Consider the following 25,030-nt stretch of genomic DNA (forward strand, 5'->3'; position numbering starts at 1 on the left):
CCGCTCTGGCGCGACCAGCGAGCGGATCGACCGTCAGGGGAAGTTGAATGCCGGCCGCTCCCGCTCAGAGAAAATCCCGAAGTCGCGCGAGTTCAGCGACGATCTCTTGAGATAATACGGCACCCACCAACGGGGGCTGCGGTGTTGTATGAATCTCATACAGGTGCCGGGCTGAAGCTGGCTTAGCCATGAACTGCCGTATGCATTCATCAAGCGCGTGCTCGGCGATCAGGTAGGGACCGGGGGCTGCATGGAGGCGTTCGTTGTTACGCGAAGGCCATTTCCGGAGAGTGGCCGGCGCATCGAAATTGACGTGCGGGTTGGGAGCGGCCTTGGGCGCGTCGTTGTCAGTCATGTCCCTTCGCCTTCAGCCCCAGCTCGACAAGCTGGCGAAATGCCGCTCAAAATCAACCGATCCGGCCGGGCAGTTCGTCAACGCGGAACTCCCGCGAATGAGATGAAGACGCCAAATTTTTTTTTGCTGAGCGCATTCTCGGGCTGAGAGCGCGCCGCCTTTGAATTTGCCGAGGTCCGTCAGTCATCATCCGGCGTAGGGATGTTCCTTGCCAGGGGAGATGGCGGCGAAAACAAGCGCCAAAAACCAATAAGTTCGAAGGCTTTACCTGCATAACGAGCAGGAATCACGATGCTTGTGTCAGAGTCGATTTCTAAGCCATTGATTAGCTGAAGAATTCCGTCCGGGTTGTGTCAGTGCTTTGACACGATTTGGAAAATACCCCCCTGACAAAAACGATTCGCTCTTCAGTTTTTCAATGGCTGTGTCATGTCTGAACTACCGAAATCTGAGTTCGACTTTTGGGGCTGCCGGGTTAGCGCCCAAGGGGTATTAGGGGTCATCGCCGCCGTATGCGTTGTGGCCATGTTGTTGGCGTCTTACTGATTTTAGAGCCGCTTGCCGGACCCGCTTTCCACCCGCTATCAGCCGATAGCCGTCATGCTTGATTTTCGGGGATACCGGGACAGCGTATCGGATCCTCGAATTCGCGCTGCCAACCCTTGTCAGCCGCCAGGCGATCTGTGTCGCCTGCTGGCAGCTTGCGATTTGATCGAGACGCCGAGTCGCATGGCCCTTTTCCGTATGCGTTCCGGTGATCGATCCATCGCCTTTGCTATCTGCTCAAGCGCCTTTTTAGATGTGGCTAATTCCAGCAAGCGACGATCTTCCTTGAAGGACCAGGATTTCCGAACCATCGCCAAAAAGCTTCCTCTGCAGACAAACTGCAAGATGAGTACCCCAAGCAGTGAGTAGGTCGCCGAAAGCTCTCAAAGGTTCATTGAAGAGGGCGCCCCGGCCTCGGGGGAGCAAGCCTTACCCAGGCTTTTGTGTAGAACGCGCGCCCGCCATTCGGCATTTTGTTAACCGCAGCTCCTTATCTTCGTGGCAATCGCGGATCGCTCCCAAGGCCCCGCGGGATCTGGTAACTGCGTAGGAAGCCCGCCGACTCAACCCGGTGGGCTTCTTTTGGTTACAGGAACGCCTTGGCTGGTTGGCGGTTGTCTTAGCGGCGACGGAATCTTGCGAGGAGCGGGACAGTCCCGGCATCAGGCCATGCGGCGTAACGCCCGCGTGGCCTTTGTCTTGGGGGGCGGGGCCGCCTCTAGGGCACGAGGCGGCCCCTGATCGCGCAGTACGCAGGCTAAACTTGGGGACTGGCCAATCTGCGCGACTGCAGCCACGCTAGACTTGTTTGGATCAGCCGCAACAAGACTCGCATGTTAAGCTTGATGTTCGTCGCGCAGGTTAAATCTGGAACTCGGATGGCATCAGGCGAACAGGTCCGCGCCGCTTTGCGTGAGCTTCACGAACGTGCCGCTCGCGTGCAATTCCAGCCAGCCTCGTGAGATGGCGAGCTCCAGGCCGGCACCGTATTCCGCGGGCGTGATGGATTTGGCTGTGCCGCTTCGATCCCGGCGGCGTCCCACGCCAGCAGCGCGGTATCGGCCGGCTGATCATCGGTCAGAGGCACGGGCGGAAGCCCCCGGGGATGATGGTCGCGGTCATCGTGTTGATGCTGGTGGGGTGGCGCTTTCGGCCATGATCTGGCGGCTGCAGGCCCATTTCTTGCGCTGGCAGCAGCACAATATGCATGAGTAGGCTTGGCATCTACCGATGCGAGGAGGTGAACGATGAAGGTGCGCTGCTGTATCGTCGGCGGTGGGCCCGCCGGCATGATGCTCGGTTACCTGCTCGGACGCGCCGGCATCGATGTCGTGGTGCTGGAAAAGCACGCGGATTTCTTCCGCGATTTTCGCGGCGACACCGTGCATCCATCTACGCTGCAGGTGATGGACGAGCTTGGGCTGATCGACGGCTTCCTGAAACTGCCGCATCAGCGCCTGCAGAGGATGGAGGGAATGTTCGGCGGCGAGACGGTGCGGATCGCCGATCTGAGCCGGCTCAACGTCAAATATCCATTCATCGCCTTCATGCCGCAGTGGGATTTTCTCAATTTCCTGCGCGAGAGCGGCAGGCGGTTTGCTTCGCTCAAGGTGATGATGTCGACGGAAGCGGTCGATCTCATTCGTGACGGCGAGCGCATCACGGGCGTGAAGGCGAATACGCCGGATGGCGTGATCGATATCGCGGCCGACCTGACCATTGCCTGCGACGGCCGCCATTCGCTGGTGCGCGAACGCGCCGGGCTCGAAGTCGAGGAAATCGGCGCGCCGATGGACGTGCTATGGTTTCGCGCCGCCAAGCGGGAAGGCGAAAACGAAAACCTGTTTGCCCGCGTCGATCCCGGCAAGATGATGGTGACGTTCGACCGCGGCGACTACTGGCAATGCGCCTATGTCATCCCGAAGGGGCAGTATGACGCCGTGAAGGCGAGGGGACTGCCTGATCTGCTCGACGATATCGCGCGGATGGCGCCGATCCTGAAATCGGGGCTGGCCGAGGTGAAGAGCTGGGATGAGGTGAAGCTGTTGACGGTTGCGGTCAACCGGCTCAAGCGCTGGACCCGGCCGGGGCTGTTGTGCATCGGCGACGCCGCGCATGCGATGTCGCCGATCGGCGGCGTCGGCGTCAACCTCGCGGTGCAGGATGCGGTGGCGACCGCCAATTTGCTGGCGGCGAAGCTGGCGGACGGCTGCCCGTCCGAGGACGAACTCGATGCCGTCCGCCGGCGCCGGGAGTTTCCGATCAAGATGACGCAGCGGATGCAGGTCGTCGTGCAGAACAATATCGTCAACGCAGCGCTGAAGCCCGGCAACGCGCCGCTAAAGGTTCCGCTGGTTTTGCGGCTGCTCACCGCCGTGCCCTGGCTGCAGGGCATCACGGCGCGGTTTGTCGGCCTCGGCGTGCGGCCCGAGCATGTGCAGTCGCCGATTCGCGGCCATTAGGCTCACTCGGGCGTGACGCTACTGGCGGGGGCCGCGCAACCACAATGCGGAACCGGGAATGATTAACCAAAATGGCACTGCAAAACCGCAATCAGGACGTGCGGAGGCCGTCGCTGTTGCAGCCTAGTTACAGCTTTTCCGAGTAGTTCTGGCTAGATTCACGGCAGAATTTTGGTTTTATCACTGTGGGAAATACTATGAAAAAGATCGCTATCGCAGCTGCCGCCCTCATGATGGGTTCCATGTCGGCTTCGGCCGCCGATCTGGCCGCGCGGCCTTATACCAAGGCTCCCGTGGCGCCGATCGCCGTCTACAACTGGGGCGGTTTCTATATCGGCGGCCACGTCGGTGGCGCCTGGACCAACCAGGAGTGGGTCAATACCGCCAACACCACCCTGTTCGGCGATCTCGGGCCCGGCGAGGGCTTCCGCCAGCGCGGAACGGGCATCTTCGGTGGTGGCCATATGGGTTACAACTGGCAAGCTAGCAACTTCGTGTTCGGTCTTGAGGGCACCATTTCGGGCCTCGACAACCACGGCAGCGTGCTCAACACCGTCTTCGGCGCCGGACTTGATGACCGGTTCAGCTGGCGTGCCGACTGGATGGCCACGGTTACCGGCCGTGCCGGTATCGCGGTCAATAACAACCTGTTCTACGTCAAGGGCGGTTATGCCGGCGTGAACAACCGCCTGGCGGTCTCCGATACGGTACCGGCGAACGTGGGTTCGGGATCGCAGACGCAGTGGCACAATGGCTGGACCGTCGGCGCCGGCTGGGAATACGGCATCACCGCGAACTGGATCGTCGGACTCGAGTACGACTATTCAGCCTTCGAGACCAAGCGCTACCAGCTCGCTGGCACGGCTCTGGGAACCTACGCCTTCGATGCCAAGCCCAAGGATATCCAGTCGGCCGTGGTTCGTCTGAGCTACAAGTTCGGCGGCCCGGTCGTCGCGAAGTACTGATCAACAGCAAATATTCAGGCGAGCAAGCCCCGGCGCAAGCCGGGGCTTTTTCATTTGGGTAGATCAGGCAAGCCCTGGTCCCCGGTTTTCGCCTAGCCCATGATCGAGTAGCCGCCGTCGACGGGAATCGCCGTGCCGGTGACGAAGTCGGACGCGGGCGAGGCCAGGAAGACCGCGATCCCGGCGAAATCATCGATGGCGCCCCAGCGCGCCGCAGGCGTCCGCGCCAGCACGCGGTCATGCAGGCCGTCGATCTCCTTGCGGGCGCGCTTGGTCAGATCCGTATCGATCCAGCCCGGCAGCACGGCGTTGGCCTGGATGTTGTCGGCGGCCCAGGCGCAGGCGCAGGAGCGGGTGAACTGCACGATGCCGCCCTTGCTGGCGGCATAGGCCGGCGTGAAGCTGGCGCCGAAGATCGACATCATCGAGCCGATATTGATGATCTTGCCGCCGCCGGCCGCCTTCATGGCGGGATAGACCGCCTGCGAGCACAGGAAGGCGCTGGTGAGGTTGGTCTGGATCACGCTGTTCCACTCGGCGATATCGAGCGCATGCGGCGGCTTGCGGATATTGATGCCGGCATTGTTGATGAGGATGTCGATTCGGCCGAGCTCGCCGGCGACGCGGCTGACCATGGCGGCGACCGCTTCCTTGTCGGTGACGTCGGCCGCGACCGCAATCGCCTTGGCGCCGCCTTGCTTGAGCTCTGCGACCGCGGCGGCCGACTTGGCCTCGTTGCGGCCCACCACCGCGATCGCCGCGCCGGCTTGTGCAAGCCCTCCGGCCATGCCGAGCCCGATGCCGCCATTGCCGCCGGTGACGATGGCTACCTTGCCGGTGAGATCGAAGGGTCGTGTCTTCATTTCAGTCTGCCTCCTTGAAGTGCCAGACCTCATCCTGAGGAGCCGCGGAGCGGCGTCTCGAAGGATGAGTGGCAGCGGTGGGGCCTCGTGGTTCGAGACGGCGCTAACGCGCCTCCTCACCATGAGGGTTCGAGTTGCGACGGATCTAGCGATTGCCCTGCCAGATCAGGATCAGGCCGACGGCGCCGAGCAGCGCGCCATATCCGGCCCATTGCAGTTGATTGATCATGAAGCTCGATGGCGGCCAGCGGACGGCGCCGGTGCCCTGACCGATCCACAAGAGACCGATCGCAAGCGCCAGAAAGCCGATGATCGAAAGCGATCTGGCCATTGGATTTCCCCTGTTGCCGTCTCAGACCCCGGACAGGGCGGCGGCTTTGTCGTGCGGCCGCGAAGGAAACCGTTGCCTGCGGCGGCCGTAGCTTCCGATCGAATACAAAGCCGGCCGGCTGCGCAAGGCCGGAAGTCGCTGCACTGCAATCCCAGGGGCCATCATGAACCGCCGGACGGTCATTCTCACGCTCGCGCTTGTCTTCGCGCTGGTCCTGGGCGCCTACGCGTCATGGCCGCGGCAGGCGGATTTGCGTGGCTTCGAGCCGGCGGAGATCGCACGGCTGGAGACGGCGATGTGGCGCGATTATTACGAGAAGCGCTATGTCGCGCTGTTTGGCCATCTCTACGAGATGTCGCGGACGCAGTTCGGCTTCTCGCCACTGGACAGTTTTCGGATCGCGCTGTCCGCGGCGCAGGCCGCCAAGGCGTTCCAGCCGACGCGCTCCCGCGAGGCGGCCGACGCCGCGCTGCCGCCGCTCGTGACCTACTACCGCCTGCTCGCATCGGCCACGCCCGGCGGCTTCGATGTCGCGGAAGCGGCGCGGCTCGAGCTCGACTGGTGGCAGGCAAGGCGCGAAGCCGTGGGCCCAGGGCAGTACGGCGTGACGGTCGCCCGCGTGGCCGCCATCACCTATGGCAAGCACCCGGACGACCCGTCGCTGCTGATATCGGGTATCGGCCGCGCCGAGGCGATGGCCTATCGCGATGAGCGCGGACAAGCGATGACGGATCCCGACTGGTCCGAGATCGAGTGCCGGTTGCGGCGCGCCTACCGGTCGCTGAAGGCGGCGGTGGCGGCCGGCGGCCCGTGAAGGCACACGCCCGCGATAAGTTGGTGCGGCTCCTTACAGGCACAAAAAAGCCCCGGACGATGCCGGGGCTTTTGAACTGCTGATTTAGCAGAGATCAATACTTCGCGACGACCGGGCCACCCCAGTTGAAACGGTAGACCAGCTCGCTGCGCACGCTGTGCTCGCGCAGCTTCTGGGTCGAGTTGACGCCGAACGGAAGGCCCGTGGCAAAGTCGTTAATCCCAACCGAGGCCCGGTCGAACTCCGAATAACGATATTCCGTCTTCCAGAACAAGCCGGGCAGGAAGCTCAAGGCATACTCGTCGCCAGTACCGATAAACCAACCGTTTCTGGTAAAGCCCGGCGAGGTGAGGACTGGACCGATGCCAAAGGCATTCAGCGTCGTCGACTTCCAGTGGCCCTGGGTGAAGCCGCCCGAGACGTAGGTCAACAACTGCGGCAGAATGAGATAGCCAACGCGGCCACCAACAGACCACTGCCAATCCTGCTTCTGCTGGCCAGAAGTGCCCGGGAACAAGGAAACGTCGCCGTGGACATCCATGAAGTCATAGTCAGCGAAGGCGCCAACGACCCAGTTGTTGAACTGGTAGTCGCAACCACCCTGAACCGTGCCGAACCAGCCACGCGCGCCGTTGGTGACGTTGCCGGTAACGGCAAGACCAGTCAGGGGGTCGGTCAGATTGTTGTCGTTGTTTGTCATTGCACCGCCGCCGCCAGCGCCGAGATAGCAGCCGGTCCAGGACGGAGCGTACGCAATGGGAGCGGCCGGCGCCTTGGTGTACGGACGAGCCGCGAGATCAGCCGCAGAGGCCGATCCGGTGAAAGCCGCCAGCGCGGTCAGAGCGAGCAGTACCTTTTTCATTTTCAATCCCTCAGTCCAGAAGCGTCAAATCTGATCGCTCTAATGATGCGCGAGCACCCGATTCCCAAAACCCAGTATCGTGACTATACGCAGTTCCGCCCAAAAAGCTGTTGCGGGAGGAACACAGCCTCCGGAAAACGAATGACCGGAAAATGCCCGGGAAACGGGCAAATTCGGGCGCTAATCGACCAAATATGCCGGAAATAGTCCGAAAGCCGCCTGGATGAGTAAAATCAGACGTCCAGCAGGTCGTCGCTGGCGAATTCGGCCTTGTCGGAGATGAAGGCGAACCGCGCCTCGGCCTTGGTTCCCATCAGCCGCTCGACCGAATCGGCGGTGCCTTCGCGGTCGTCGGCCAAAAGCACGACGCGGAGCAGGGTGCGCCTGGCCGGGTCCATGGTGGTTTCCTTGAGCTGCGCCGGCATCATCTCGCCGAGGCCTTTGAAGCGGCCGACATCGACCTTGGCGTTGGCGTTGAACTCGCTCTTCAGCAGCGCCTCCTTGTGCGCTTCGTCGCGGGCGTAAACCGTCTTGGCGCCATGGGTAAGGCGATAGAGCGGGGGCACCGCGAGATAGAGATGGCCTTGGTCGATCAGTGGCCGCGTCTGGCGGTAGAAGAACGTGATCAGGAGCGAGGCGATATGCGCGCCGTCGACGTCGGCGTCGGTCATGATGATGATGCGGGAATAGCGCAGATCTTCTTCGCGGTAATGCGCCAGCGTTCCGCAGCCGATCGCCTGCATCAGATCGGCGAGCTGTGCGTTGGCAGTCAGCTTGTCCTTGCCGGCGGAAGCGACGTTGAGGATTTTTCCGCGCAGGGGAAGCACCGCCTGGGTCTTGCGGTCGCGCGCCTGTTTGGCGCTGCCGCCGGCCGAGTCGCCCTCGACGATGAACAGTTCGGAGCCTTCGGTCGCGGTGTTGGTGCAGTCGGCAAGCTTGCCGGGCAGCCGCAGCTTCTTCACGGCGGTCTTGCGTGAAGTCTCCTTCTCGGCGCGGCGGCGCAATCGCTCGTCGGCGCGCTCGATGACGAAATCCAGCAGCTTGTTGGCCTGCAGCGGATTGCCCGACAGCCAGTGGTCGAACGGATCCTTGATCGCCTGCTCGACGATCTTCTGCGCTTCCGCGGTGGCCAGGCGGTCCTTGGTCTGGCCCTGGAATTCCGGCTCGCGCACGAACACCGAGAGCATCACGGCAGCTCCCACCATGACGTCTTCCGAGGTGATGGGGGCGGCGCGCTTGCCCTGGCCGATGCGCTCGGCGTGGTCCTTCAGGCCGCGCAGCATCGCGCTGCGCATGCCGGATTCATGGGTGCCGCCGTCGGGCGTCGGCACCGTGTTGCAATAGGAGGAGAGGAAGCCGTCGGCGTCCGCCGTCCAGGCGACCGCCCATTCGCAGGCGCCATGGGCGCCGTTGCGGCCCGACTTGCCGGAGAAGATATCCGGATGCACCAGCGTATCGGCGTGAATGGCGGCGGCGAGATAATCCTTCAGGCCGCCCGGGAAATGGAAACTATCCTCGGCCGGCACATCCTCGATGCCCTTCAACAGCGCGGGATCGCAGCGCCAGCGGATCTCGACGCCGCCGAACAGGTAGGCTTTCGAGCGCGTCATCTTGAACAGGCGCTGCGGCTTGAAGCTGGCCTTGGCGCCGAAAATATCGGGGTCGGGCTTGAAGCGGATGCGGGTGCCGCGGCGGTTGTTGATCTTGCCGAGGTCTTCGAGCTTGCCCTTGGGATGGCCGCGCTCGAAACTCATCCGGTAGAGCTTTTGGCTGCGCGCGACTTCCACTTCGAGACGTGAGGAGAGGGCGTTGACCACGGAGACGCCGACGCCGTGCAGGCCGCCCGAGGTCTCATAGACCTTGGAGTCGAACTTGCCGCCGGAATGCAGCGTGCACATGATGACTTCGAGCGCGGATTTCTTCGGAAATTTCGGATGCGGATCGACGGGGATGCCGCGGCCATTGTCGGTGACGGTCAGAAATCCGTCGGCGCTCAATTCCACCTCGATGAACGAGGCATGCCCGGCCAAGGCTTCGTCCATGGCATTGTCGATGACTTCGGCGAACAGATGATGCAGCGCCTTTTCGTCGGTGCCGCCGATATACATGCCGGGGCGCCGGCGTACCGGCTCCAATCCTTCCAGCACTTCGATGTCGGCCGCGGTATAGCCGGCCTCGGCACTGGTCGCCCGCGAGCCGGCCTTTGGCGTCGCGCGGCCTTTCGGTTCCGCCCCGAAGAGGTCGTTGGTAGATTTGGGTTTTGCAGCTGATTTCAATGATTTGGACATGGCTCTTCGTGTGTGTTGCACGCGGCGCGGCGTGCCGAATCGGTTACGCTGACTATGCCATGGATGGGCTCAAAAAGTGACGGCCGGGCTGGAAAGCCTCGCGGCCGGGAGGTTGGTTGCGCGTCCGTGACGCGGGGAACGACCGAGAATATTTCCATTTCGAGCACACCGGCGGGCGCGACGGCCGAGATCGCCGGGCTAGATATTCCAACGACTTGCGTCACTCCGTGCGTGGTTCAGGCGAAGCGCAACGCCGACATCACCGTCACGGTGAACAAGGAGGGATATGAGCCCCAGATCATTCCGTTGACCAAGGAAATCCCCGGCAGCGGCGCGGCGGGTTTCGCGGGCAATGTTCTGATCGGCGGCCTGGTCGGGATGGGCGTCGACGCCGCCACCGGCGCCGCACTGGACCACAAGCCGAATCCGGTCATCGTGACCCTGCAGCCGGTCGCGCCGCAGGCCCGCCGGCCGCGGCCGCCAAGGCGGGCGCCGCCGCCGCAGAGCTGACCGGGGTTTCAGGCTCCAGGTCTTGAGGTCTTGGCGGCAGGTCTTGACGGCGGTCTTGGCGGGATAGTCAGGGCCGTGCCATCCGGGTCCGGGCAGGCCGCCTGTAATCACAATCCGTGTCCGCCTTTGTGACTTGAAGTCACGCAAGGGGCTGGCTTACCTGTTGCCCGGGCTTTGAACCTGCCAAAAGGTTCATCGGCGAAAACGGGGCGGGGAAGGCACTCAAGACATGCAAGATTTTGCGCGCGCTCTGGCTGATTTCGTGCGCGACAATCAGGCCTGGGCCGCCCCGATCGTGCTGGTGCTGGCATTCGGCGAATCGCTTGCGTTCGTGTCGCTGCTGGTGCCGGCCTGGGGCGCGCTGGTCGCGATCGGCGCGCTGATCGGCGTCAGCGGCGTCAGCTTCTGGCCGGTCTGGCTCGCCGGCGGCATAGGCGCTGCGCTCGGCGACTGGGTCTCCTACTGGTTCGGCTACCGCTACAAGGAGCACGTCGCCGAGATGTGGCCGCTGTCGCGCTACCCCGAGATCCTGCTGCGCGGCGAGGCGTTCGTGAAAAAATGGGGCGTGCCCTCGATCTTCATCGGCCGGTTCTTCGGGCCGCTGCGCGCCTCGGTGCCGCTCGCCGCCGGCATTTTCGAGATGTCCTACTGGCCGTTCCAGATCGCCAATTTCGTCTCGGCGCTGATCTGGTCGGCCGTCCTGCTGCTGGTCGGCGACGTGATGGGGAAACTCGCCGAATGGCTGTGGCGGGTGGCGTAGGTTTGACCCTCTCCATCAGGCAAGGGAGAGGGCCAGCGCCGTCGCTATTTCCCGTTTGAGGGAGACCGACAAAGTTCGATAGGTCTACAGCGACGGATTCCAAAGTGCTGGAACCCAACGGTAGCCATTGCCGTCCTTCTCCACCCGCACGAGCCCGGGGAAACCGGCGTGGAACGCCTGGATCGGCATCTTTTCCGCAATCGCCATGTCGTAAAGCTTCCGTCGTGTTTGGACAGCGAGCGGCTTGTCGACGTCGAACAGCAACTGCCAATCCGGATTCCTGACGAACAAAAAGGCGGCACCCGCGGTGATATCGACCTGCACCAACAATTTTTCTGAGCCGGAGGCAACGATAAAGGAAGTATGGCCTGGGGTATGACCGGGGCTGGCAACGGATGTAATGCCAGGAGCGATTTCCTTGCCGGCGTCATACTGCGTCACCTTGCGGCCGAGAGCGTCGAACACCCGCCGTGAATTCTTGAAGTTGTTTTCGAGAATGGGATTTCCTGCCCCCTTGCTCATCTCGCCGTCATCCATCCAGAATTTCCACTCCGCCGACGGCACCATGATCTCGGCATTCGGATAAGCGGCCTTGTTGTCCGCAGTCAGGAGCCCGTTGATGTGGTCTCCGTGAAAATGTGAGATGATGACCATATCGACGCTGTTGCGATCGATACCGGCGGCTGCGAGATTCGTCTGAAACTGCCCGACCTTGCCCTTGCTCTGCTCATAAGTGGCGGGGCCGAGACCGGTGTCCACCACCACGAGCTTTGACCCGGTATTGATGACGATCGGGCTGTAGCTGTGGGTAGCCTTGTCCGGCGGCATGTAGTTCTCGGCAAAAGCCTTGCTGACGTCGTCCTTCGACGCGTTCGCGACATAGTTGTCGGGGCGCGGGGTAACCGTGACACCGTCGGAAACGACCGTAATCTGGTGCGTGCCGATGTTGTAACGATAAAAGCCCGGAGCCTGCTTATCGGCTAACGGCGCGTTGGCGCGGGCCTGTGTCGTGATGCCGAGCGGGACGATGGTAGATGCAGCGATGCCGGCCAAGGCCGTGCGCCGGGTAAATTCTGTCATTGCGCTGTCCTCGAATTGGTGGCGGAAGATTTCACGGCATGCACCGAAAGGATAGCCGACCGATGATCACACCTGAGTTAGAAACCCCCTGTCTGCTTGAAAATTCCGGTTCGCTCCAAAACGAGACCGAACAGGGCTTCTGGCCTGAATGGGCAGGGATCATATCCGCGTGGGGGTGGTGAACCTTCAAAGCGCAACCCGTGTTTTTGGCTTGACCGTGGAACCGCGCGGTCTTATAGCCGCGCCCATGACTATTGCCGCGACCATGACCATCGCTCGCCGCCGCCGCATCATCGCGGTTCGGGCGGTTGTCTGCGTTTAAGATCATCGCCCCTGCCGCCGGATCCGGTCCCGCGGCTTCTTCCTTTTCCAGAAAACGCGGACTGAACTGGCGGCTCCTACGTCAAGCAGGAGTTTGAGATGTATACGCCTCCACCGTTCAAGTCCGACCGCGCCGCGAGCCTCGCGTTCGCGGAAGCGCGCGGCTTTGGGCTGGCTTGCGCGTGGGACGGCAACAAGCCGGTCGCCTCGTCGCTGCCGTTCTATCTGACCTCGGCCAATGACGGCACGCCGCGCGCGGCCTTCCACGTCGCGCGTCACAATCCGCTGGCAAAGCTCGCGGACGGGACGACGTCCTGGCTGCTGGCCGTGAACGGCGCGGATGCCTATGTGTCGCCGGACTGGTACGTCTCGCCGGACCAGGTGCCGACCTGGCTCTATCAGGCGGTGCATCTGACCGGCCCGGTGCGGGCGATGTCCGACGGCGAACTTGCAGCGCAGATCGAGGCGCTCAGCGCCAAGTTCGAGGGCAGGCTCTCGCCGAAAAAGCCGTGGCTGTCGTCGAAGATGACGGCCGGGCGGCTGGAGGCGATGAAGAAAGCCATTGTGGGTCTTGAGATGACGGTTGAAGAAGTTGAGGGCAGCTTCAAGCTGAACCAGCACAAGTCCGAGACCGACTATGCGGCGGTTGCGGGGTCGCTGGCCTCGCAAGCCGACACCGGCGCACAGCAGATCGCGCATTTGATGCAAGAGGCACGGCCCAACGTGTTTGCAAACCAAGAGGCCTTTGCCAACGAAACGAACCAGCTCGAAAGGACCGTGCCATGACCCTCACCGACAGCCATCAGTCGAAAACCGTCGGCGCCCCGACCAGGCCCGCCGTGTTCGTTGACGGCGCCTCCGGAACGACGGGACTCGGCATTCAGGAGCGGCTGCGGCTGCAGAACGACGTCGTGGTGAAAAACATCGCCGAGGAGAAGCGCAAGGATGCCGGCGCCAAGCGGGCGCTGATGGAGGAGGTGGATCTCGTCATCCTCTGCCTGCCTGACGATGCCGCGAAGGAAACGGTGGCCCTGATCGACAGCATGGGCGCTTCGGCTCCCAAGGTGCTCGACGCCTCGACGGCGTTTCGGGTCGCCAGCGACTGGACGTACGGCTTTCCCGAACTCACGCCGGACCAGGCCGACAAGATCCGGACCGCCCGGAAGGTCTCCAATCCGGGCTGCTATCCGACCGGCAGCATTGCGCTGCTGCGGCCGCTGGTCGATGCCGGCCTGCTGCCGGCGGACTATCCCGTCACCATCAACGCGGTGAGCGGCTATTCGGGCGGCGGCAAGTCGATGATCGCGAGTTTTGAGGATGGCAGCGCGCCGTCCTTCGAATTGTATGGCCTCGGCTTCGAGCACAAGCATCTGCCCGAGACGCAGCTTTACTCAAAACTGACGCGGCGGCCGATCTTCGTGCCGTCGGTCGGCAATTATCGGCAGGGCATGCTGGTCTCGGTGCCGCTGCATCTCGACACGCTGCCGGGCAAACCTGGCGGCGCCGACCTGCACGCCGCGCTGGCAAAGCGCTACGCCGGCAGCACCTACGTCTCGGTGATGCCGTTGGAGAACGCCGCGACCAAAGGCGGGCGGATCGAGCCCGAGGCGCTCAACGAGACCAACAAGCTCGAGCTCTACGTCTTTGCCAGCGACAAACATCGTCAGGCGGTGCTGGTCGCGCGGCTCGACAATCTGGGCAAGGGTGCCTCGGGTGCTGCCGTGCAGAACATGCGGCTGATGCTGGGGCTTGCCGACAAGTAGCAGATATAGCGTTCTCGAAGAGAGCAGGGTGAACGAGGACGCGCGTGCGCAGACGTGATGCGCGCGGCACGGCCGCCGGCTTTTCGCTGCCGTTGCGGTACAAGACCAGCAAACCATTTCGCCTGACAGGAGCGTGCGATGGGCATGAAGAAGATCGGCATTCTCGGCGCGTCCGGCTACACTGGAGCCGACGCGGTGCGCCTGTTGGCGCGGCATCCGAATGCCGAGATCACCGCGCTCACCGCCAACATCCATGCCGGCAAGGCCATGAGCGATGTGTTTCCGCATTTCTTCATGCTCGACCTGCCGAAGCTCGTCGAATGGGAAAAAGTCGACTGGAGCAAGCTCGACGCGGTGTTCTGCGGGCTGCCGCACGGCACCACGCAGGAGATCATCGCGGCGGTTCTCAAAGCCAACCCCAGGATCAAAATCCTCGACATGTCCGCCGATTTCCGGCTGCGCGACAAGGATATTTACGCGCAATGGTACGGCCATGAGCACCGGGCGCTGGAATTGCAGGGCGAGGCGGTCTACGGCCTGACCGAGTTCTATCGCGAGAAGATCGCAGCCGCGCGGCTGGTCGCCTGTCCCGGCTGCTATCCGACCGCGGTGCTGCTCGCGCTCGTGCCGCTTGCCAGGGCCAGGCTCATCGATGTCGACGACATCATCATCGACGCGAAGTCGGGCGTCACCGGCGCCGGCCGAGGGTTGAAGCAGAACACGCTGTTCAGCGAGGCGGGCGAGGGCCTGTCGCCCTATTCGGTCGGCACCCACCGGCACGCGCCTGAAATCGAGCAGGAGATTGGCGTCGCCGCCGACAGGGCGGTGACCGTGAATTTCACGCCGCATCTGATTCCGATGGCGCGCGGCGAACTCTGCACGTCCTACGTCAAGCTCAACGGCGCGACGCCGGACGATTTGCGGGCCGCGCTGCAGAAGGCCTACGCCAACGAACCCTTCGTGCACGTCGCGAACAAGGGCGTGCTGCCGCAGACCCAGAATGTGCGCGGCTCGAACTATGTTCAGATTGGCGTTGTCGCTGATCGCATCAAGAACCGGGCGATCGTGATTTCCACGCTCGACAATCTGTTAAAGGTTCTGCGGGTCAGGCAATCCAGAACATGAACCTGATGTTCGGTTTGCCCGAAACGGCAGGACTGGAGCAGATCGCGCTGTTTCCGTGACAGGAGGTGCAGGGTGGACGAGAAGACGCTGCAATTCTACCGCGGCAATGCCGAGGCCTATGCCAGGCGCACCTTCACCTCGCGCCAGGCGCGGCTGATGGCGTTTCTGGCGCTTCTTTCGCCGGGCGCGTCCATACTCGAACTCGGCTGCGGCGCCGGCGGCGACACCGCGGAAATGCTGGCGCGGGGATTTGATGTCCGCCCGACCGACGGGTCGCCGGAAATGGCGGCGATCGCCTCAAAACATCTCGGCCGCACCGTCGAGACGCTGCTGTTTCATGATCTCGATGAGGTCGAGGCCTATGATGGCATCTGGGCCAACGCCTGCCTGCTTCACGTACCGAGGCCGGAGCTTGCGGATGTTCTCGCTCGGATCTGGCGCGCGCTGAAGCCTGCGGGCCATTTCTTCGCCAGCTACAAGGAAGGCGATGGCGACGGCCGCGACACGCTCAATCGCTATTACAATTATCCGTCGCCGGACTGGCTGCGTGCGACCTACGCCAGCGCGGGCCACTGGAACTCGCTGTCGATCGAGCGCGGCGAAGTCAAAGGGTTTGATGACAAGATGGCGTCGATGTTGTTTGTCGTGGCGCAAAAAGGCGACTGAAGAACGGCTTCCAGGTCCGCGATATTGCCCGGATATTGCCGCAGTTCGTCGCGCGAAAGAAATCCCCGGAAGATGTGGCTGGCGGGCTACAGCTTTAAGATCCGAATCCGTTAAGGACATTCCGAGTGCCAACAGCGCGTCTGTTGGAAAGTGCTGGGAATGCCGGACTGGGAATGCCGTAAATGAAAATGAAGAAGTACCTGTTGGCCACCGCTCTCGTTGGCCTGGGATCCGCCCCGACGATCGCCGCAGACCTCGCCGCCCGGCCTTACACCAAAGCCCCAGCACTCGCCGCCGTCTACGACTGGACCGGCTTTTACATCGGCGTCAACGCCGGCGTCGGTCTCGGCCGTGATCGCTTTCAGCACGACTTCCTTGGCGTGGGATCGGTCTATTCGTTCTACGTCTCGCCGCAAGGCGGCTTTGCCGGCGGCCAGGTCGGCTACAATTGGCAGACGGGTTCGGTGCTCGGACCGATCGTTTTCGGTGTCGAGGCGGACATTCAGGGTGCCGGCCTGAGCGATGATCGCACCACCTTCAACGAAGCCGTCGTCTTAAGAAACTACAATCAGAAGCTCGATTGGTTCGGGACTGCGCGCGGGCGTATCGGCATCGCCAATGGACCGGTGCTGAGCTATGTCACCGCGGGCTTTGCGTACGCAAACGTCAAGACCAGCGCGAGCGCGACGTTCGGCGGCGTCACAAACACATTCTCGAACGAGCGCACGCAGGGCGGATGGGTGGTCGGCAGCGGCGTCGAAGCCGCGCTGGGCGGCAACTGGACCGGAAAGATCGAGTATCTCTATCTCAATCTCGGCAACAAGAGCGACATTGCCGCGCTGGCTGCCGCAACCCCGATCAACACCGAACTTCGCGAGAACATTTTTCGCGTCGGCCTGAACTATCGGATCGGCGGCAGGGCCTATGCGCCGGTCGCTGCCGCCAACTGGGCCGGGTTCTATCTCGGTGGCAATTTCGGTTCCGGCACCGGACGGGACCGCAGCACCTTGAATCTGCCCGCGGTCGGGTTTTTCCAGGCGTTCAACCTGGCGCCCGACGGCATCAACGGCGGCGTCCAGGCGGGCTACAACTGGCAGGCGGCCAACTGGGTGTTCGGTCTGGAGGCCGATATTCAGGGCAGCACCCAGCAAGACAACAAGACGTGCGTCCTCTCCTGCATACCCGGCGGGGTGACGGCGGCCTATGACGCCACGCTGCCGTGGTTCGGCACGGTGCGCGGGCGGTTGGGCTATTCGGTCGGCTCGACCCTGTTCTATGCCACCGGCGGTCTTGCTTACGGCAGCATCAAGACCAAGATCGACACCAATTCCTTCGTCGGCCCGGTGACGCAATCGTTCTCGCACACCAATACCGGCTGGACCGCAGGTGCGGGCATCGAAACGCCGTTTACGCTGTTGGGATTGCTGGGCCCGAACTGGACCACCAAGACCGAGTATCTCTATGTCGATCTCGGCTCGACGTCGGACAGCTTCGTCTTCGGCGCGGTTCCGGCAACGACGACCCGGTCCGTGACCGAGCACGTCTTCCGCACCGGCATCAACTATCACTTCAATTCGCCGGTCGTCGCGAAGTACTGACCGCCGTTTCAGAGACACCAATGAAAAACCCCGGGGCCGAGCTCCGGGGGTTTTTGCTTTTGGGCTCGTCGGCGGATGGAAACTTCACACCACCTTGAAGATCGCCAGCGCCAGCACGGCCTGGGCGAGGAAGCCGACGGTGAAGGCCAGCGTGCGGAATACCGGCAGGCCCAGCGTGTAGACGATCAGATGCGCGACGCGGGCCCAGAAATACACGGCGCAGGCATAGACGGTCCATTTGGTGGAATAGTCGAGGTCGTTGAGGATCAAGACCAGCGGCGCGAAGATGATCAGATTCTCGACCGCGTTGTCGTGCGCGAACATCATCCGCGTCGCCCATTCGGCGTGCGGCTTGTCGTTGCGCGAGGGATTGGCCATGGCGCCGGAGAGGCCGCGCACCTGACAGCGATTGATGATGTAGGGTACCCACATCAGCCCGGTCAAAATCACGGTCAGAGTCAGCCAGAACAATTCACGCGTCATTGGTTCCCCCTCAAACGATTTCAAGTCCCGGCGCGGGACGACTGGTTATAGCGAACCGCGCCGGGCAGCGCTATGCGCGGACCTTGACGTAGCTGCCGGGCGCGTCCTCGATCGGCGGCATCTCCTCGGAGCCGACGGCGCGCGCGGGCACCTGCTCGGCGTCCAGGCTCTCCAGCCATTGCCGCCAGTCGGGCCACCATGAGCCTTTGTGCTCGGTCGCGTTCTTCAGCCAATCGGCGAGGGTGACGTCCTTGATGTTGTCGTTGGTCCAATATTGATATTTGCCCGCCGCCGGCGGGTTGACCACGCCTGCGATGTGGCCCGACCCGGACAGCACAAATTTGACCGGGCCGCCGAAGAACTGCGAACCGTACAGCACCGAATCCGCCGGTGCGATGTGGTCCTCGCGCGTCGCCAGATTGTAGACGGGCACCTTGACCTTCGACAGGTCGAGCAGCGTGTTGTCGAGCACCATGCTGCCGGTGGAGAGGCGGTTCTCCAGATAGCAGTTGCGCAGGTAAAAGGAATGGTTGGCCGCCGGCATCCGCGTGGCGTCGGAATTCCAGTGCAGCAGGTCGAACGAGGAGGGCGCCTGTCCCTTCAGATAGTTGCTGACGACATACGACCAGATCAGGTCGTTGGAGCGCAGCATGTTGAAGGCCATCGCCATCTTGCTGCCTTCGAGAACGCCGGTTGCTTCCATCTCGCGCTCCAGCGTCGAGATCTGGTCTTCGTCGACGAACACCAGCAAATCGCCGGCATGGGTGAAGTCGACCTGCGCCGCAAAGAACGTCGCAGACGTCACGCGCTGGCGCCGCTTCTCGGCGAGCCAGGCCAGCGTCGAGGCGAGCAGGGTGCCGCCGACGCAGTAACCGGCGGTGTGGACCTTCATCTCGCCGGTCACCTTTTCGATGACGTCCATCGCGGTGAGCGGGCCTTCCTTCATGTAGTCGTCGAAGGTCTTCCTGCCGAGTTCCTTGTCCGGATTGACCCAGGAGATCACGAACACGGTGATGCCCTGGTCGACGCACCATTTGATGTAGGATTTTTCCGGCTTGAGATCGAGAATGTAGAACTTGTTGATCCAGGGCGGCACGATCAGCAGCGGCGTGCGCAGCACCGTCTCCGTGGTCGGCGTGTACTGGATGAGCTGCATCAGCTCGTTCTGGAAGATTACCTTGCCCGGCGTCGTCGCCATGTTGACGCCGACGACGAGATTCGACGGGTCGGACTGACGGATGCGCAGCGTGCCGCGGCCGGCTTCGATGTCTTCGGTAAGCATCTTCATACCGCGCACGAGGTTGTCGCCGTTCGAGGCCAGCGTCTCGCGCAGCACTTCCGGATTGGTGAGAACGAAATTCGAGGGCGCGATCGCGTTGATGATCTGCTGAACGTAGAACTCGGCCTTCTTGCGCGTGTGCGGATCGACGCCTTCGGCGTTCTTCACCAGTTCTTGCGCCCACTGCGTGGTGAGCAGATAGAGCTGCAGCACGAAATCGAAGAACTGGTTCGATTTCCACTCCGGATCCTTGAAGCGCTTGTCGCGCGGCGACGGCTCGATCGCCGGCTTGGCCGCTTCGCCGGCCATGCGGCGCGCGGCCTGGCCCCAGAGATCGAGATAGGCCTTGCCGAGCTTCGTCTGCAGGTTCGCGGCGCGCTCGTTGTCCGAAAGCCAGTACTCGGCGACCTTGGAGAAGGTCTTGATGACCTCACCGACTTCGCTGGGCGGCTTGTCCTTCGGTTCCCCGCCCTCGCGCGGCTTGAGATAGGCCGCGAGCGCCTGGCCGCTCGTCTCCACCGCCTTGGCGATGTTCATGGCGAAGGCTTCGGCGTTGAAGGTCTTCGAAGTCGGGGGTTCGGTGTTGACGTCACTCATATCAAGGACACTATAGCTTCATTTCGCGTTCGTCACCGCGTGGATTGATGGCAAGAGGGTGGCGGTTAACCCTGTTGCACTGCGATAAAGTTTGCGTGTTCACACAAGTTGCACACATTGCAGCCGCACCGATCACATTTGCTCTTTGGGCTTTAATCGTTTCGGGCGACAATGGTTTGAACGGTTTTAGCGAATTCAACGCAGCGGGATGATTTTGCGTTGCAAGGCTCGTACCAGCGCATAGATGCGATTGCGAAGCGGGTGCGCAGGTAGTTGGGGATTTCCGGACGGATGCCGGCAGATCGAACGATAAGGCTGTGGTCGATTGCCGCGCTGTGCGCGTTGGCATTTGCGCTCGGCGGCTGCTCGACCCAGATCGCGGATATGCCGGGCGTTGGCCTGCCGGCTAACGCGCCCGAGCGTCCGAAGGAAGCCGGTGGCTATCTACCGGTGCATGACCTGCCGCCGGACCGCAACGAGGAGGCGATCAAGCCGGCCGAGCTGGCTAAAATCCAGTCAGAATTGACGGCCGCCCGCGACCGTCAGGCGACGGCAGCTACACCGCCAAAACCAGCCAAGAAGTAAGAAGGTCGCCGGTTTGACGCGCCGTCCTGGCGCGAACCGCCCCCGGATCGGGTCCGGAGCTGGGGTGCTTGAAAACACCATAAAAAGTGGCGCCGCCGGGCTCCCGTGGTAAAAGAACCCAATTCAACCGCATTGCGGGTCCAGAGCCCAAGGGACCTCGCGCCTGAATTCGCTCTAAATCCTTGATTGAGCGCGACTTCTGACCGAAACCCAATCCGGTTTCGATAGCCGCGAAGGTTCCCCCGATTCTGTCCCGCCGGTTGTCGGAGCAAGGGTCCCATGGAAGATTTTTATCGCATCCGCCGTCTGCCGCCTTACGTGTTCGAGAAGGTCAACCAGGCCAAGGCGGCCGCGCGCAATGCCGGGGCCGACATCATCGACATGGGCATGGGCAATCCGGACCTGTCGACGCCGCCCCATGTGCTGGAGAAGCTGAAGGAGACACTCGGCAAGCCGCGGACCGATCGCTACTCGGCCTCACGCGGCATCAACGGCCTGCGCAAGGCGCAAGCTGCCTATTATGGGCGGCGGTTCGGCGTAAAACTCAATCCGGACACCCAGATCGTGGCGACGCTGGGCTCGAAGGAAGGTTTTGCCAATGTGGCGCAGGCGATCACCGCGCCCGGCGACGTCGTGCTGTGCCCCAATCCAAGCTATCCGATTCATGCCTTCGGCTTCCTGATGGCGGGCGGCGTGATCCGCTCGGTGCCCTCGGAACCGACGCCGCAGTTTTTCGAGGCGGTGGAACGCGCGATCATCCATTCGATCCCGAAGCCATTGGCGCTCGTGGTCTGCTATCCCTCGAATCCGACCGCCTATGTCGCCGAGCTTGATTTCTACAAGGATCTGGTGGCGTTCGCGAAGAAGCACGAGATCTTCATCCTGTCGGATCTGGCCTACGCCGAAGTCTATTTCGACGACAACAATCCGCCGCCCTCGGTGCTGCAGGTTCCCGGCGCGATGGACGTCACCGTCGAGTTCACCTCGATGTCGAAGACGTTCTCGATGGCGGGCTGGCGCATGGGCTTTGCGGTCGGCAACGAGCGGATCATCGCCGCGCTGGCGCGGGTGAAATCCTACCTCGACTACGGTGCGTTCACGCCGATTCAGGTGGCTGCCACCGCCGCGCTGAACGGGCCGGACGATTGCATCAGGGAAATGCGCGATACCTACCGCAAGCGCCGCGACGCGCTGGTCGAATCGTTTGGCCGGGCGGGCTGGGAGATTCCGCCGCCGCAGGCCTCGATGTTCGCCTGGGCGCCGCTGCCCAAGGCCTTCGAGGGCGTCGGCAGCATGCAGTTCGCGACCCTGATGGTGGAGAAGTCAGGCGTGGTGGTTTCGCCCGGCGTCGCCTTCGGCGAGCATGGCGAGGGCTATGTCCGCATCGCCCTGGTGGAAAACGAGCAGCGGATCCGCCAGGCCGCCCGCGGGGTGCGCCGCTTCCTTGAAAGCGGCATTGAAACGTTGCACAACGTGGTTCCTCTCGCCAACCGGCGCTAATTCCTTTTATTGCAGGTTATCTCATTCATGGTCGGACCCCTGAGAGTGGGTATCGCGGGGCTCGGCACCGTTGGCGCCGAAGTCGTCCGCCTCATCGAAGCGCAGTCGCGGACGCTGTCGGAGCGCAGCGGGCGCGGCGTGCGCGTCGTTGCGGTCACCGCGCGCTCGAAAGCGAAAAAGCGCTCGCTGGACCTGCGCGGCATCGACTGGGCCAAAAGCCCGCTGGCGCTGGCCACCGATCCCAACATCGATTGCTTCGTCGAACTGATGGGCGGCTCCGGTGAGCCGGCGCTGTCGGCGATCGAGGCCGCGCTGAAGTCCGGCAAGTCGGTGGTCACCGCCAACAAGGCGCTGATCGCCAAGCACGGCATTCGGCTGGCGAAGGCCGCCGAGAAGCACGGCGGCGCCCTGAATTTCGAGGCGGCGGTCGGCGCCGCCATTCCGGTCATCAAGACGCTGCGCGAAGGGCTGGCCGGCACCAGCGTCAATCGCGTCTACGGCATCCTCAACGGCACCTGCAATTACATCCTGACCCGGATGGAGCAGGAGGGTCTGTCGTTTGCCGAATGCCTGAAGGATGCGCAGCGGCTCGGCTATGCCGAAGCCAATCCGTCGTTCGACGTCGATGGCCACGACACCGCGCAAAAGCTTGCGATCCTGGCGAGTCTGGCCTTCGGCACCAAGGTGGCGCAGAGCGCGGTATATGTGGAAGGCATCTCCTCGATCGCGCCGGAAGATCTGCGTGCCGCCGAGGAACTCGGCTACCGCGTCAAACTGCTGGGCGTGGCGGTGCGGACCGCCAAGGGCATCGAGCAGCGCGTGCATCCGACCATGGTGCCGAAATCATCCTCGATCGCGCAGGTGATGGGCGTCACCAACGCCGTCACCATCGACGGCGAAGGCATTCCGCCGATCACGCTGGTGGGACCGGGCGCCGGCGGTGCCGCGACGGCGTCCGCCGTCGTGGCCGATATCGCCGACGTGGCGCGCGGTATTCGCGCCAAGCCGTTCGGGCGCCCGGTGGAGCGGCTGCGCGAAACCAGCAAGGCGCCGATGGAGCGCCACGAGGGCGGCTACTACATCCGCCTGATGGCGCGTGACCTCGCCGGCACCGCCGCCACCATCGCCACCCGTCTTGCCGAACAGAAGATTTCGCTGGAATCGATCGTGCAGCGCCACCCCGAGGGTGTTGACGCGAACGGCGCCACGAAAAAGACGTCACCGGTTCCGGTCATCCTGATCACCTACGCCACTTCCGAGGACGCGGTCTATCGCGCGCTCGAAGCCGTTCAGCGCGACAAGGTGATCAGCGGCCGGCCGCAGGTGATACGGATTGAAAAGAACTGACGCGGGATCCGAACGGATCGCGCGCCGAAGCATTGATTGCGGTCCGAGAGGCCCGTGCAGGTTTAAAGGAGTAAGCCGATGTCGACCCATATTTCCGTCCCGCCGCAATTGCTGCTCGAGCGCATCCTGACGCTTGAAATCGTGCGGGTGACGGAACGTGCCGCGGTTTCGGCCGCGCGGCTGCGCGGCCACGGCCAGGAGAAGGCGGCGGACCAGGCCGCGGTCGACGCGATGCGCCGCGAGCTCAACAAGCTGCCGATCGAAGGCACCGTCGTGATCGGCGAGGGTGAGCGCGACGAGGCGCCGATGCTGTTCATCGGCGAGAAGGTCGGGCTCAACGCCGGTCCGCAAGTTGATATCGCCGTCGACCCGCTGGAAGGCACCACGCTCTGCGCCAAGAACATGCCGGGCGCGATCGCCACCATGGCGATGGCCGATGGCGGCACGCTGCTGCATGCGCCCGACGTCTACATGCAGAAGCTCGCGGTCGGTCCGGGCTACGCCAAGGGCGTGGTCGAACTCGACGCGTCGCCGGCCGACAATGTCCGTCGCCTGGCCAAAGCCAAGGGCGTCGAGGCCGCCGCAATCACGGTGCTGGTGCTCGATCGCCCGCGCCACGCCGACATCATTGCCGGCGTGCGCAGCACGGGTGCAGCGGTGCGGCTGATCACCGACGGCGACGTGGCGGGCGTGATCCATTGCGCCGACCCTGACAATACCGGCGTCGACATGTATATCGGCACCGGCGGCGCGCCCGAGGGCGTGCTGGCCGCGGCGGCGCTGCGCTGCATCGGCGGCCAGATGCAATGCCGGCTGATCCTCGACAGCGACGAGAAGCGGGAGCGTGCGCACAAGATGGGCGTGACCGATCCGAAGATGATCTACGGCATCGAGGACATGGTGCGCGGCGACTGCCTGTTCGCGGCAACCGGCGTTACGACAGGTTCGCTGCTCACGGGCGTCAAGTTCCGCAAGGATAGTGTGATCGAGACCGAAACGGTGGTGATGCGCTCGGTCACCGGCACGGTGCGCTACATCAAGGCCGAGCACCGGCAACTGGATAAGTTCCATTTGGATTGAGGATGGCGGTCATTCCGGGGCGCACGAAGTGCGAACCCGGAATCTCGAGATTCCGGGTTCGATGCTGCGCATCGCCCCGGAATGACGGTGTCGGAAAACAAGAAACGGGGAGGGCTCGCATGTCCGACGTGTCCGCGGTGAAGGCGCTGGTGTTTGACGTGTTCGGCACCGTCGTCGACTGGCGCACCAGCCTTATCAACGACTTCACCAAATGGTCGGAGACATCAGGCATCAAGGCTGATTGGACCGCTCTGGTCGATGGCTGGCGTGGCGTCTACATGGCCTCGATGGACGAGGTCCGAAAACATCCCGAGCGTGGCTATCAGATACTGGACACGCTGCACCGGCGGTCGCTGGAAAAGCTGGTCGCCGAGTTCTCAATCGAGGGACTGAGCGACGCCGATCTGCATTACCTCACCACGGGCTGGCACCGTCTGCATCCATGGCCCGACAGCGTGCCCGGGCTGACGCGGCTGAAGAAGAAATACATCATCTCGCCGCTCTCCAACGGCAACGTCGCGCTGTTGACCAACATGGCAAAGTTCGCCGGCCTGCCGTGGGACCTCGTCATGTCGGCGGAACTATTCGAACACTACAAGCCCGATCCCGAAACCTATCTCGGCGCCGCCAAACTGCTTTGCCTGCCGCCGGAGCAGGTAATGATGGTCGCCGCCCACAACAACGATCTGAAGGCGGCGCAGAAGCTCGGCCTGAAGACCGCATTCGTCGCGCGGCCCACCGAATACGGCCCGCACCAGAAATATGATTTCGAGGCCAAGGGCGACTGGGACATCGTCGCCAAGGATTTTGGCGGCATCGCCGATCGGCTGGGGTGCTGACAACTCCCGAG

Annotated in this window: 22 protein-coding genes and 1 pseudogene; 15 read left to right on the top strand and 8 right to left on the bottom strand. The window is 62.9% G+C overall.

Features of this window, described 5'->3' with window-relative positions:
* Positions 1–64: 64 nt before the first annotated feature.
* Positions 65–355, bottom strand: coding sequence for a hypothetical protein (locus JQ624_RS07020; RefSeq protein ID WP_212418110.1), 291 nt, complete (start codon positions 353–355; stop codon positions 65–67).
* A 1,793-nt stretch (positions 356–2,148) separates the two neighbouring features.
* On the opposite strand from JQ624_RS07020, the gene JQ624_RS07025 reads away from it, so the two are divergent.
* Positions 2,149–3,363, top strand: coding sequence for an FAD-dependent oxidoreductase (locus JQ624_RS07025; protein WP_212418111.1), 1,215 nt, complete (start codon positions 2,149–2,151; stop codon positions 3,361–3,363).
* A 197-nt stretch (positions 3,364–3,560) separates the two neighbouring features.
* Positions 3,561–4,328: an outer membrane protein gene (locus JQ624_RS07030; RefSeq protein ID WP_212418112.1), complete on the top strand. Its 768-nt coding sequence runs from the start codon at positions 3,561–3,563 to the stop codon at positions 4,326–4,328.
* A gap of 92 nt (positions 4,329–4,420) precedes the next feature.
* Here the strand turns inward: JQ624_RS07030 and JQ624_RS07035 are convergent, their stop codons facing one another.
* Positions 4,421–5,191, bottom strand: coding sequence for an SDR family NAD(P)-dependent oxidoreductase (locus tag JQ624_RS07035; RefSeq protein ID WP_212418113.1), 771 nt, complete (start codon positions 5,189–5,191; stop codon positions 4,421–4,423).
* A 145-nt stretch (positions 5,192–5,336) separates the two neighbouring features.
* Positions 5,337–5,522, bottom strand: coding sequence for a hypothetical protein (locus JQ624_RS07040; RefSeq protein WP_212418114.1), 186 nt, complete (start codon positions 5,520–5,522; stop codon positions 5,337–5,339).
* 163 nt (positions 5,523–5,685) lie between these two features.
* Here JQ624_RS07040 and JQ624_RS07045 point away from each other — a divergent pair, with 163 nt between their 5' ends.
* On the top strand, positions 5,686–6,336 hold the full coding sequence (locus tag JQ624_RS07045) for a hypothetical protein (RefSeq protein WP_212418115.1): 651 nt from the start codon (positions 5,686–5,688) through the stop codon (positions 6,334–6,336).
* Positions 6,337–6,430: 94 nt separating this feature from the next.
* Here JQ624_RS07045 and JQ624_RS07050 read toward each other — a convergent pair whose 3' ends face one another.
* Entirely contained in the window at positions 6,431–7,198 is a 768-nt protein-coding gene (locus JQ624_RS07050; RefSeq protein WP_212418116.1) for an outer membrane protein, read from the bottom strand.
* Positions 7,199–7,431: 233 nt separating this feature from the next.
* A complete protein-coding gene (parE, locus tag JQ624_RS07055) occupies positions 7,432–9,486 on the bottom strand; it encodes a DNA topoisomerase IV subunit B (protein ID WP_212418117.1) in 2,055 nt (684 codons plus the stop codon).
* 63 nt (positions 9,487–9,549) lie between these two features.
* On the opposite strand from parE, the gene JQ624_RS07060 reads away from it, so the two are divergent.
* The gene (locus JQ624_RS07060; protein ID WP_212418208.1) at positions 9,550–9,996 is read left to right on the top strand and encodes a PEGA domain-containing protein; all 447 of its coding nucleotides are present in this window, start codon (positions 9,550–9,552) and stop codon (positions 9,994–9,996) included.
* A 229-nt stretch (positions 9,997–10,225) separates the two neighbouring features.
* Positions 10,226–10,756 carry a DedA family protein gene (locus JQ624_RS07065; RefSeq protein ID WP_212418118.1) on the top strand — a complete coding sequence of 177 codons (531 nt, stop codon included), beginning with the start codon at positions 10,226–10,228 and terminating at the stop codon, positions 10,754–10,756.
* Between the two features lie 84 nt (positions 10,757–10,840).
* On the opposite strand, the gene JQ624_RS07070 is transcribed toward JQ624_RS07065, so the two are convergent.
* Positions 10,841–11,809, bottom strand: a complete 969-nt coding sequence (locus JQ624_RS07070; RefSeq protein ID WP_249129478.1) for an MBL fold metallo-hydrolase — start codon at positions 11,807–11,809, stop codon at positions 10,841–10,843.
* 447 nt (positions 11,810–12,256) lie between these two features.
* Between JQ624_RS07070 and JQ624_RS07075 the strand changes: the two genes are divergently transcribed.
* The 5 genes and pseudogenes from JQ624_RS07075 to JQ624_RS07095 all read left to right on the top strand — a co-directional run bounded on the left by JQ624_RS07075 (position 12,257) and on the right by JQ624_RS07095 (position 17,309).
* On the top strand, positions 12,257–12,943 hold the full coding sequence (locus JQ624_RS07075) for an FMN-binding negative transcriptional regulator (RefSeq protein ID WP_212418120.1): 687 nt from the start codon (positions 12,257–12,259) through the stop codon (positions 12,941–12,943).
* Positions 12,940–13,920 (top strand): N-acetyl-gamma-glutamyl-phosphate reductase, encoded by a 981-nt coding sequence (gene argC, locus JQ624_RS07080; protein WP_212418121.1) that lies wholly within the window; start codon positions 12,940–12,942, stop codon positions 13,918–13,920. Before JQ624_RS07075 ends, argC (JQ624_RS07080) begins: the two co-directional genes overlap by 4 nt.
* A gap of 138 nt (positions 13,921–14,058) precedes the next feature.
* Positions 14,059–15,104: pseudogene (argC, locus tag JQ624_RS07085) on the top strand (N-acetyl-gamma-glutamyl-phosphate reductase).
* Between the two features lie 13 nt (positions 15,105–15,117).
* Entirely contained in the window at positions 15,118–15,711 is a 594-nt protein-coding gene (locus JQ624_RS07090; RefSeq protein WP_212418122.1) for a bifunctional 2-polyprenyl-6-hydroxyphenol methylase/3-demethylubiquinol 3-O-methyltransferase UbiG, read from the top strand.
* Between the two features lie 188 nt (positions 15,712–15,899).
* A complete protein-coding gene (locus JQ624_RS07095) occupies positions 15,900–17,309 on the top strand; it encodes an outer membrane protein (RefSeq protein WP_212418209.1) in 1,410 nt (469 codons plus the stop codon).
* A gap of 84 nt (positions 17,310–17,393) precedes the next feature.
* Here the strand turns inward: JQ624_RS07095 and JQ624_RS07100 are convergent, their stop codons facing one another.
* Entirely contained in the window at positions 17,394–17,792 is a 399-nt protein-coding gene (locus tag JQ624_RS07100; protein ID WP_212418123.1) for an MAPEG family protein, read from the bottom strand.
* 70 nt (positions 17,793–17,862) lie between these two features.
* Complete coding sequence (locus tag JQ624_RS07105; protein WP_212418124.1) at positions 17,863–19,668, bottom strand: alpha/beta hydrolase; 1,806 nt, start codon at positions 19,666–19,668, stop codon at positions 17,863–17,865.
* A 291-nt stretch (positions 19,669–19,959) separates the two neighbouring features.
* On the opposite strand from JQ624_RS07105, the gene JQ624_RS07110 reads away from it, so the two are divergent.
* The 5 genes from JQ624_RS07110 (at position 19,960) to JQ624_RS07130 (ending at position 25,019) form a co-directional block, all read left to right on the top strand.
* Complete coding sequence (locus JQ624_RS07110) at positions 19,960–20,253, top strand: hypothetical protein (RefSeq protein WP_212418125.1); 294 nt, start codon at positions 19,960–19,962, stop codon at positions 20,251–20,253.
* Between the two features lie 279 nt (positions 20,254–20,532).
* The gene (locus tag JQ624_RS07115) at positions 20,533–21,753 is read left to right on the top strand and encodes an LL-diaminopimelate aminotransferase (protein WP_212418126.1); all 1,221 of its coding nucleotides are present in this window, start codon (positions 20,533–20,535) and stop codon (positions 21,751–21,753) included.
* Between the two features lie 27 nt (positions 21,754–21,780).
* Entirely contained in the window at positions 21,781–23,100 is a 1,320-nt protein-coding gene (locus tag JQ624_RS07120; RefSeq protein WP_212418127.1) for a homoserine dehydrogenase, read from the top strand.
* A 78-nt stretch (positions 23,101–23,178) separates the two neighbouring features.
* Positions 23,179–24,180, top strand: coding sequence for a class II fructose-bisphosphatase (gene glpX, locus JQ624_RS07125; RefSeq protein WP_212418128.1), 1,002 nt, complete (start codon positions 23,179–23,181; stop codon positions 24,178–24,180).
* A 119-nt stretch (positions 24,181–24,299) separates the two neighbouring features.
* Positions 24,300–25,019 (top strand): haloacid dehalogenase type II, encoded by a 720-nt coding sequence (locus JQ624_RS07130; RefSeq protein WP_212418129.1) that lies wholly within the window; start codon positions 24,300–24,302, stop codon positions 25,017–25,019.
* Positions 25,020–25,030: the final 11 nt, after the last annotated feature.

It is taken from the genome of Bradyrhizobium sp. AUGA SZCCT0283, from assembly GCF_018130385.1.
In the GTDB taxonomy this organism is placed as follows: domain Bacteria; phylum Pseudomonadota; class Alphaproteobacteria; order Rhizobiales; family Xanthobacteraceae; genus Bradyrhizobium.

What these genes read in the sequence shown, in the direction of transcription:
- JQ624_RS07020 (WP_212418110.1), bottom strand. Translation starts at nt 355, where the DNA reads ATGACTGACAACGACGCGCCCAAGGCCGCTCCCAACCCGCACGTCAAT.
- JQ624_RS07025 (WP_212418111.1), top strand. Translation starts at nt 2,149, where the DNA reads ATGAAGGTGCGCTGCTGTATCGTCGGCGGTGGGCCCGCCGGCATGATG.
- JQ624_RS07030 (WP_212418112.1), top strand. Translation starts at nt 3,561, where the DNA reads ATGAAAAAGATCGCTATCGCAGCTGCCGCCCTCATGATGGGTTCCATG.
- JQ624_RS07035 (WP_212418113.1), bottom strand. Translation starts at nt 5,191, where the DNA reads ATGAAGACACGACCCTTCGATCTCACCGGCAAGGTAGCCATCGTCACC.
- JQ624_RS07040 (WP_212418114.1), bottom strand. Translation starts at nt 5,522, where the DNA reads ATGGCCAGATCGCTTTCGATCATCGGCTTTCTGGCGCTTGCGATCGGT.
- JQ624_RS07045 (WP_212418115.1), top strand. Translation starts at nt 5,686, where the DNA reads ATGAACCGCCGGACGGTCATTCTCACGCTCGCGCTTGTCTTCGCGCTG.
- JQ624_RS07050 (WP_212418116.1), bottom strand. Translation starts at nt 7,198, where the DNA reads ATGAAAAAGGTACTGCTCGCTCTGACCGCGCTGGCGGCTTTCACCGGA.
- parE (WP_212418117.1), bottom strand. Translation starts at nt 9,486, where the DNA reads ATGTCCAAATCATTGAAATCAGCTGCAAAACCCAAATCTACCAACGAC.
- JQ624_RS07060 (WP_212418208.1), top strand. Translation starts at nt 9,550, where the DNA reads ATGGGCTCAAAAAGTGACGGCCGGGCTGGAAAGCCTCGCGGCCGGGAG.
- JQ624_RS07065 (WP_212418118.1), top strand. Translation starts at nt 10,226, where the DNA reads ATGCAAGATTTTGCGCGCGCTCTGGCTGATTTCGTGCGCGACAATCAG.
- JQ624_RS07075 (WP_212418120.1), top strand. Translation starts at nt 12,257, where the DNA reads ATGTATACGCCTCCACCGTTCAAGTCCGACCGCGCCGCGAGCCTCGCG.
- argC (WP_212418121.1), top strand. Translation starts at nt 12,940, where the DNA reads ATGACCCTCACCGACAGCCATCAGTCGAAAACCGTCGGCGCCCCGACC.
- JQ624_RS07095 (WP_212418209.1), top strand. Translation starts at nt 15,900, where the DNA reads ATGAAGAAGTACCTGTTGGCCACCGCTCTCGTTGGCCTGGGATCCGCC.
- JQ624_RS07100 (WP_212418123.1), bottom strand. Translation starts at nt 17,792, where the DNA reads ATGACGCGTGAATTGTTCTGGCTGACTCTGACCGTGATTTTGACCGGG.
- JQ624_RS07105 (WP_212418124.1), bottom strand. Translation starts at nt 19,668, where the DNA reads ATGAGTGACGTCAACACCGAACCCCCGACTTCGAAGACCTTCAACGCC.
- JQ624_RS07110 (WP_212418125.1), top strand. Translation starts at nt 19,960, where the DNA reads ATGCCGGCAGATCGAACGATAAGGCTGTGGTCGATTGCCGCGCTGTGC.
- JQ624_RS07115 (WP_212418126.1), top strand. Translation starts at nt 20,533, where the DNA reads ATGGAAGATTTTTATCGCATCCGCCGTCTGCCGCCTTACGTGTTCGAG.
- JQ624_RS07120 (WP_212418127.1), top strand. Translation starts at nt 21,781, where the DNA reads ATGGTCGGACCCCTGAGAGTGGGTATCGCGGGGCTCGGCACCGTTGGC.
- glpX (WP_212418128.1), top strand. Translation starts at nt 23,179, where the DNA reads ATGTCGACCCATATTTCCGTCCCGCCGCAATTGCTGCTCGAGCGCATC.
- JQ624_RS07130 (WP_212418129.1), top strand. Translation starts at nt 24,300, where the DNA reads ATGTCCGACGTGTCCGCGGTGAAGGCGCTGGTGTTTGACGTGTTCGGC.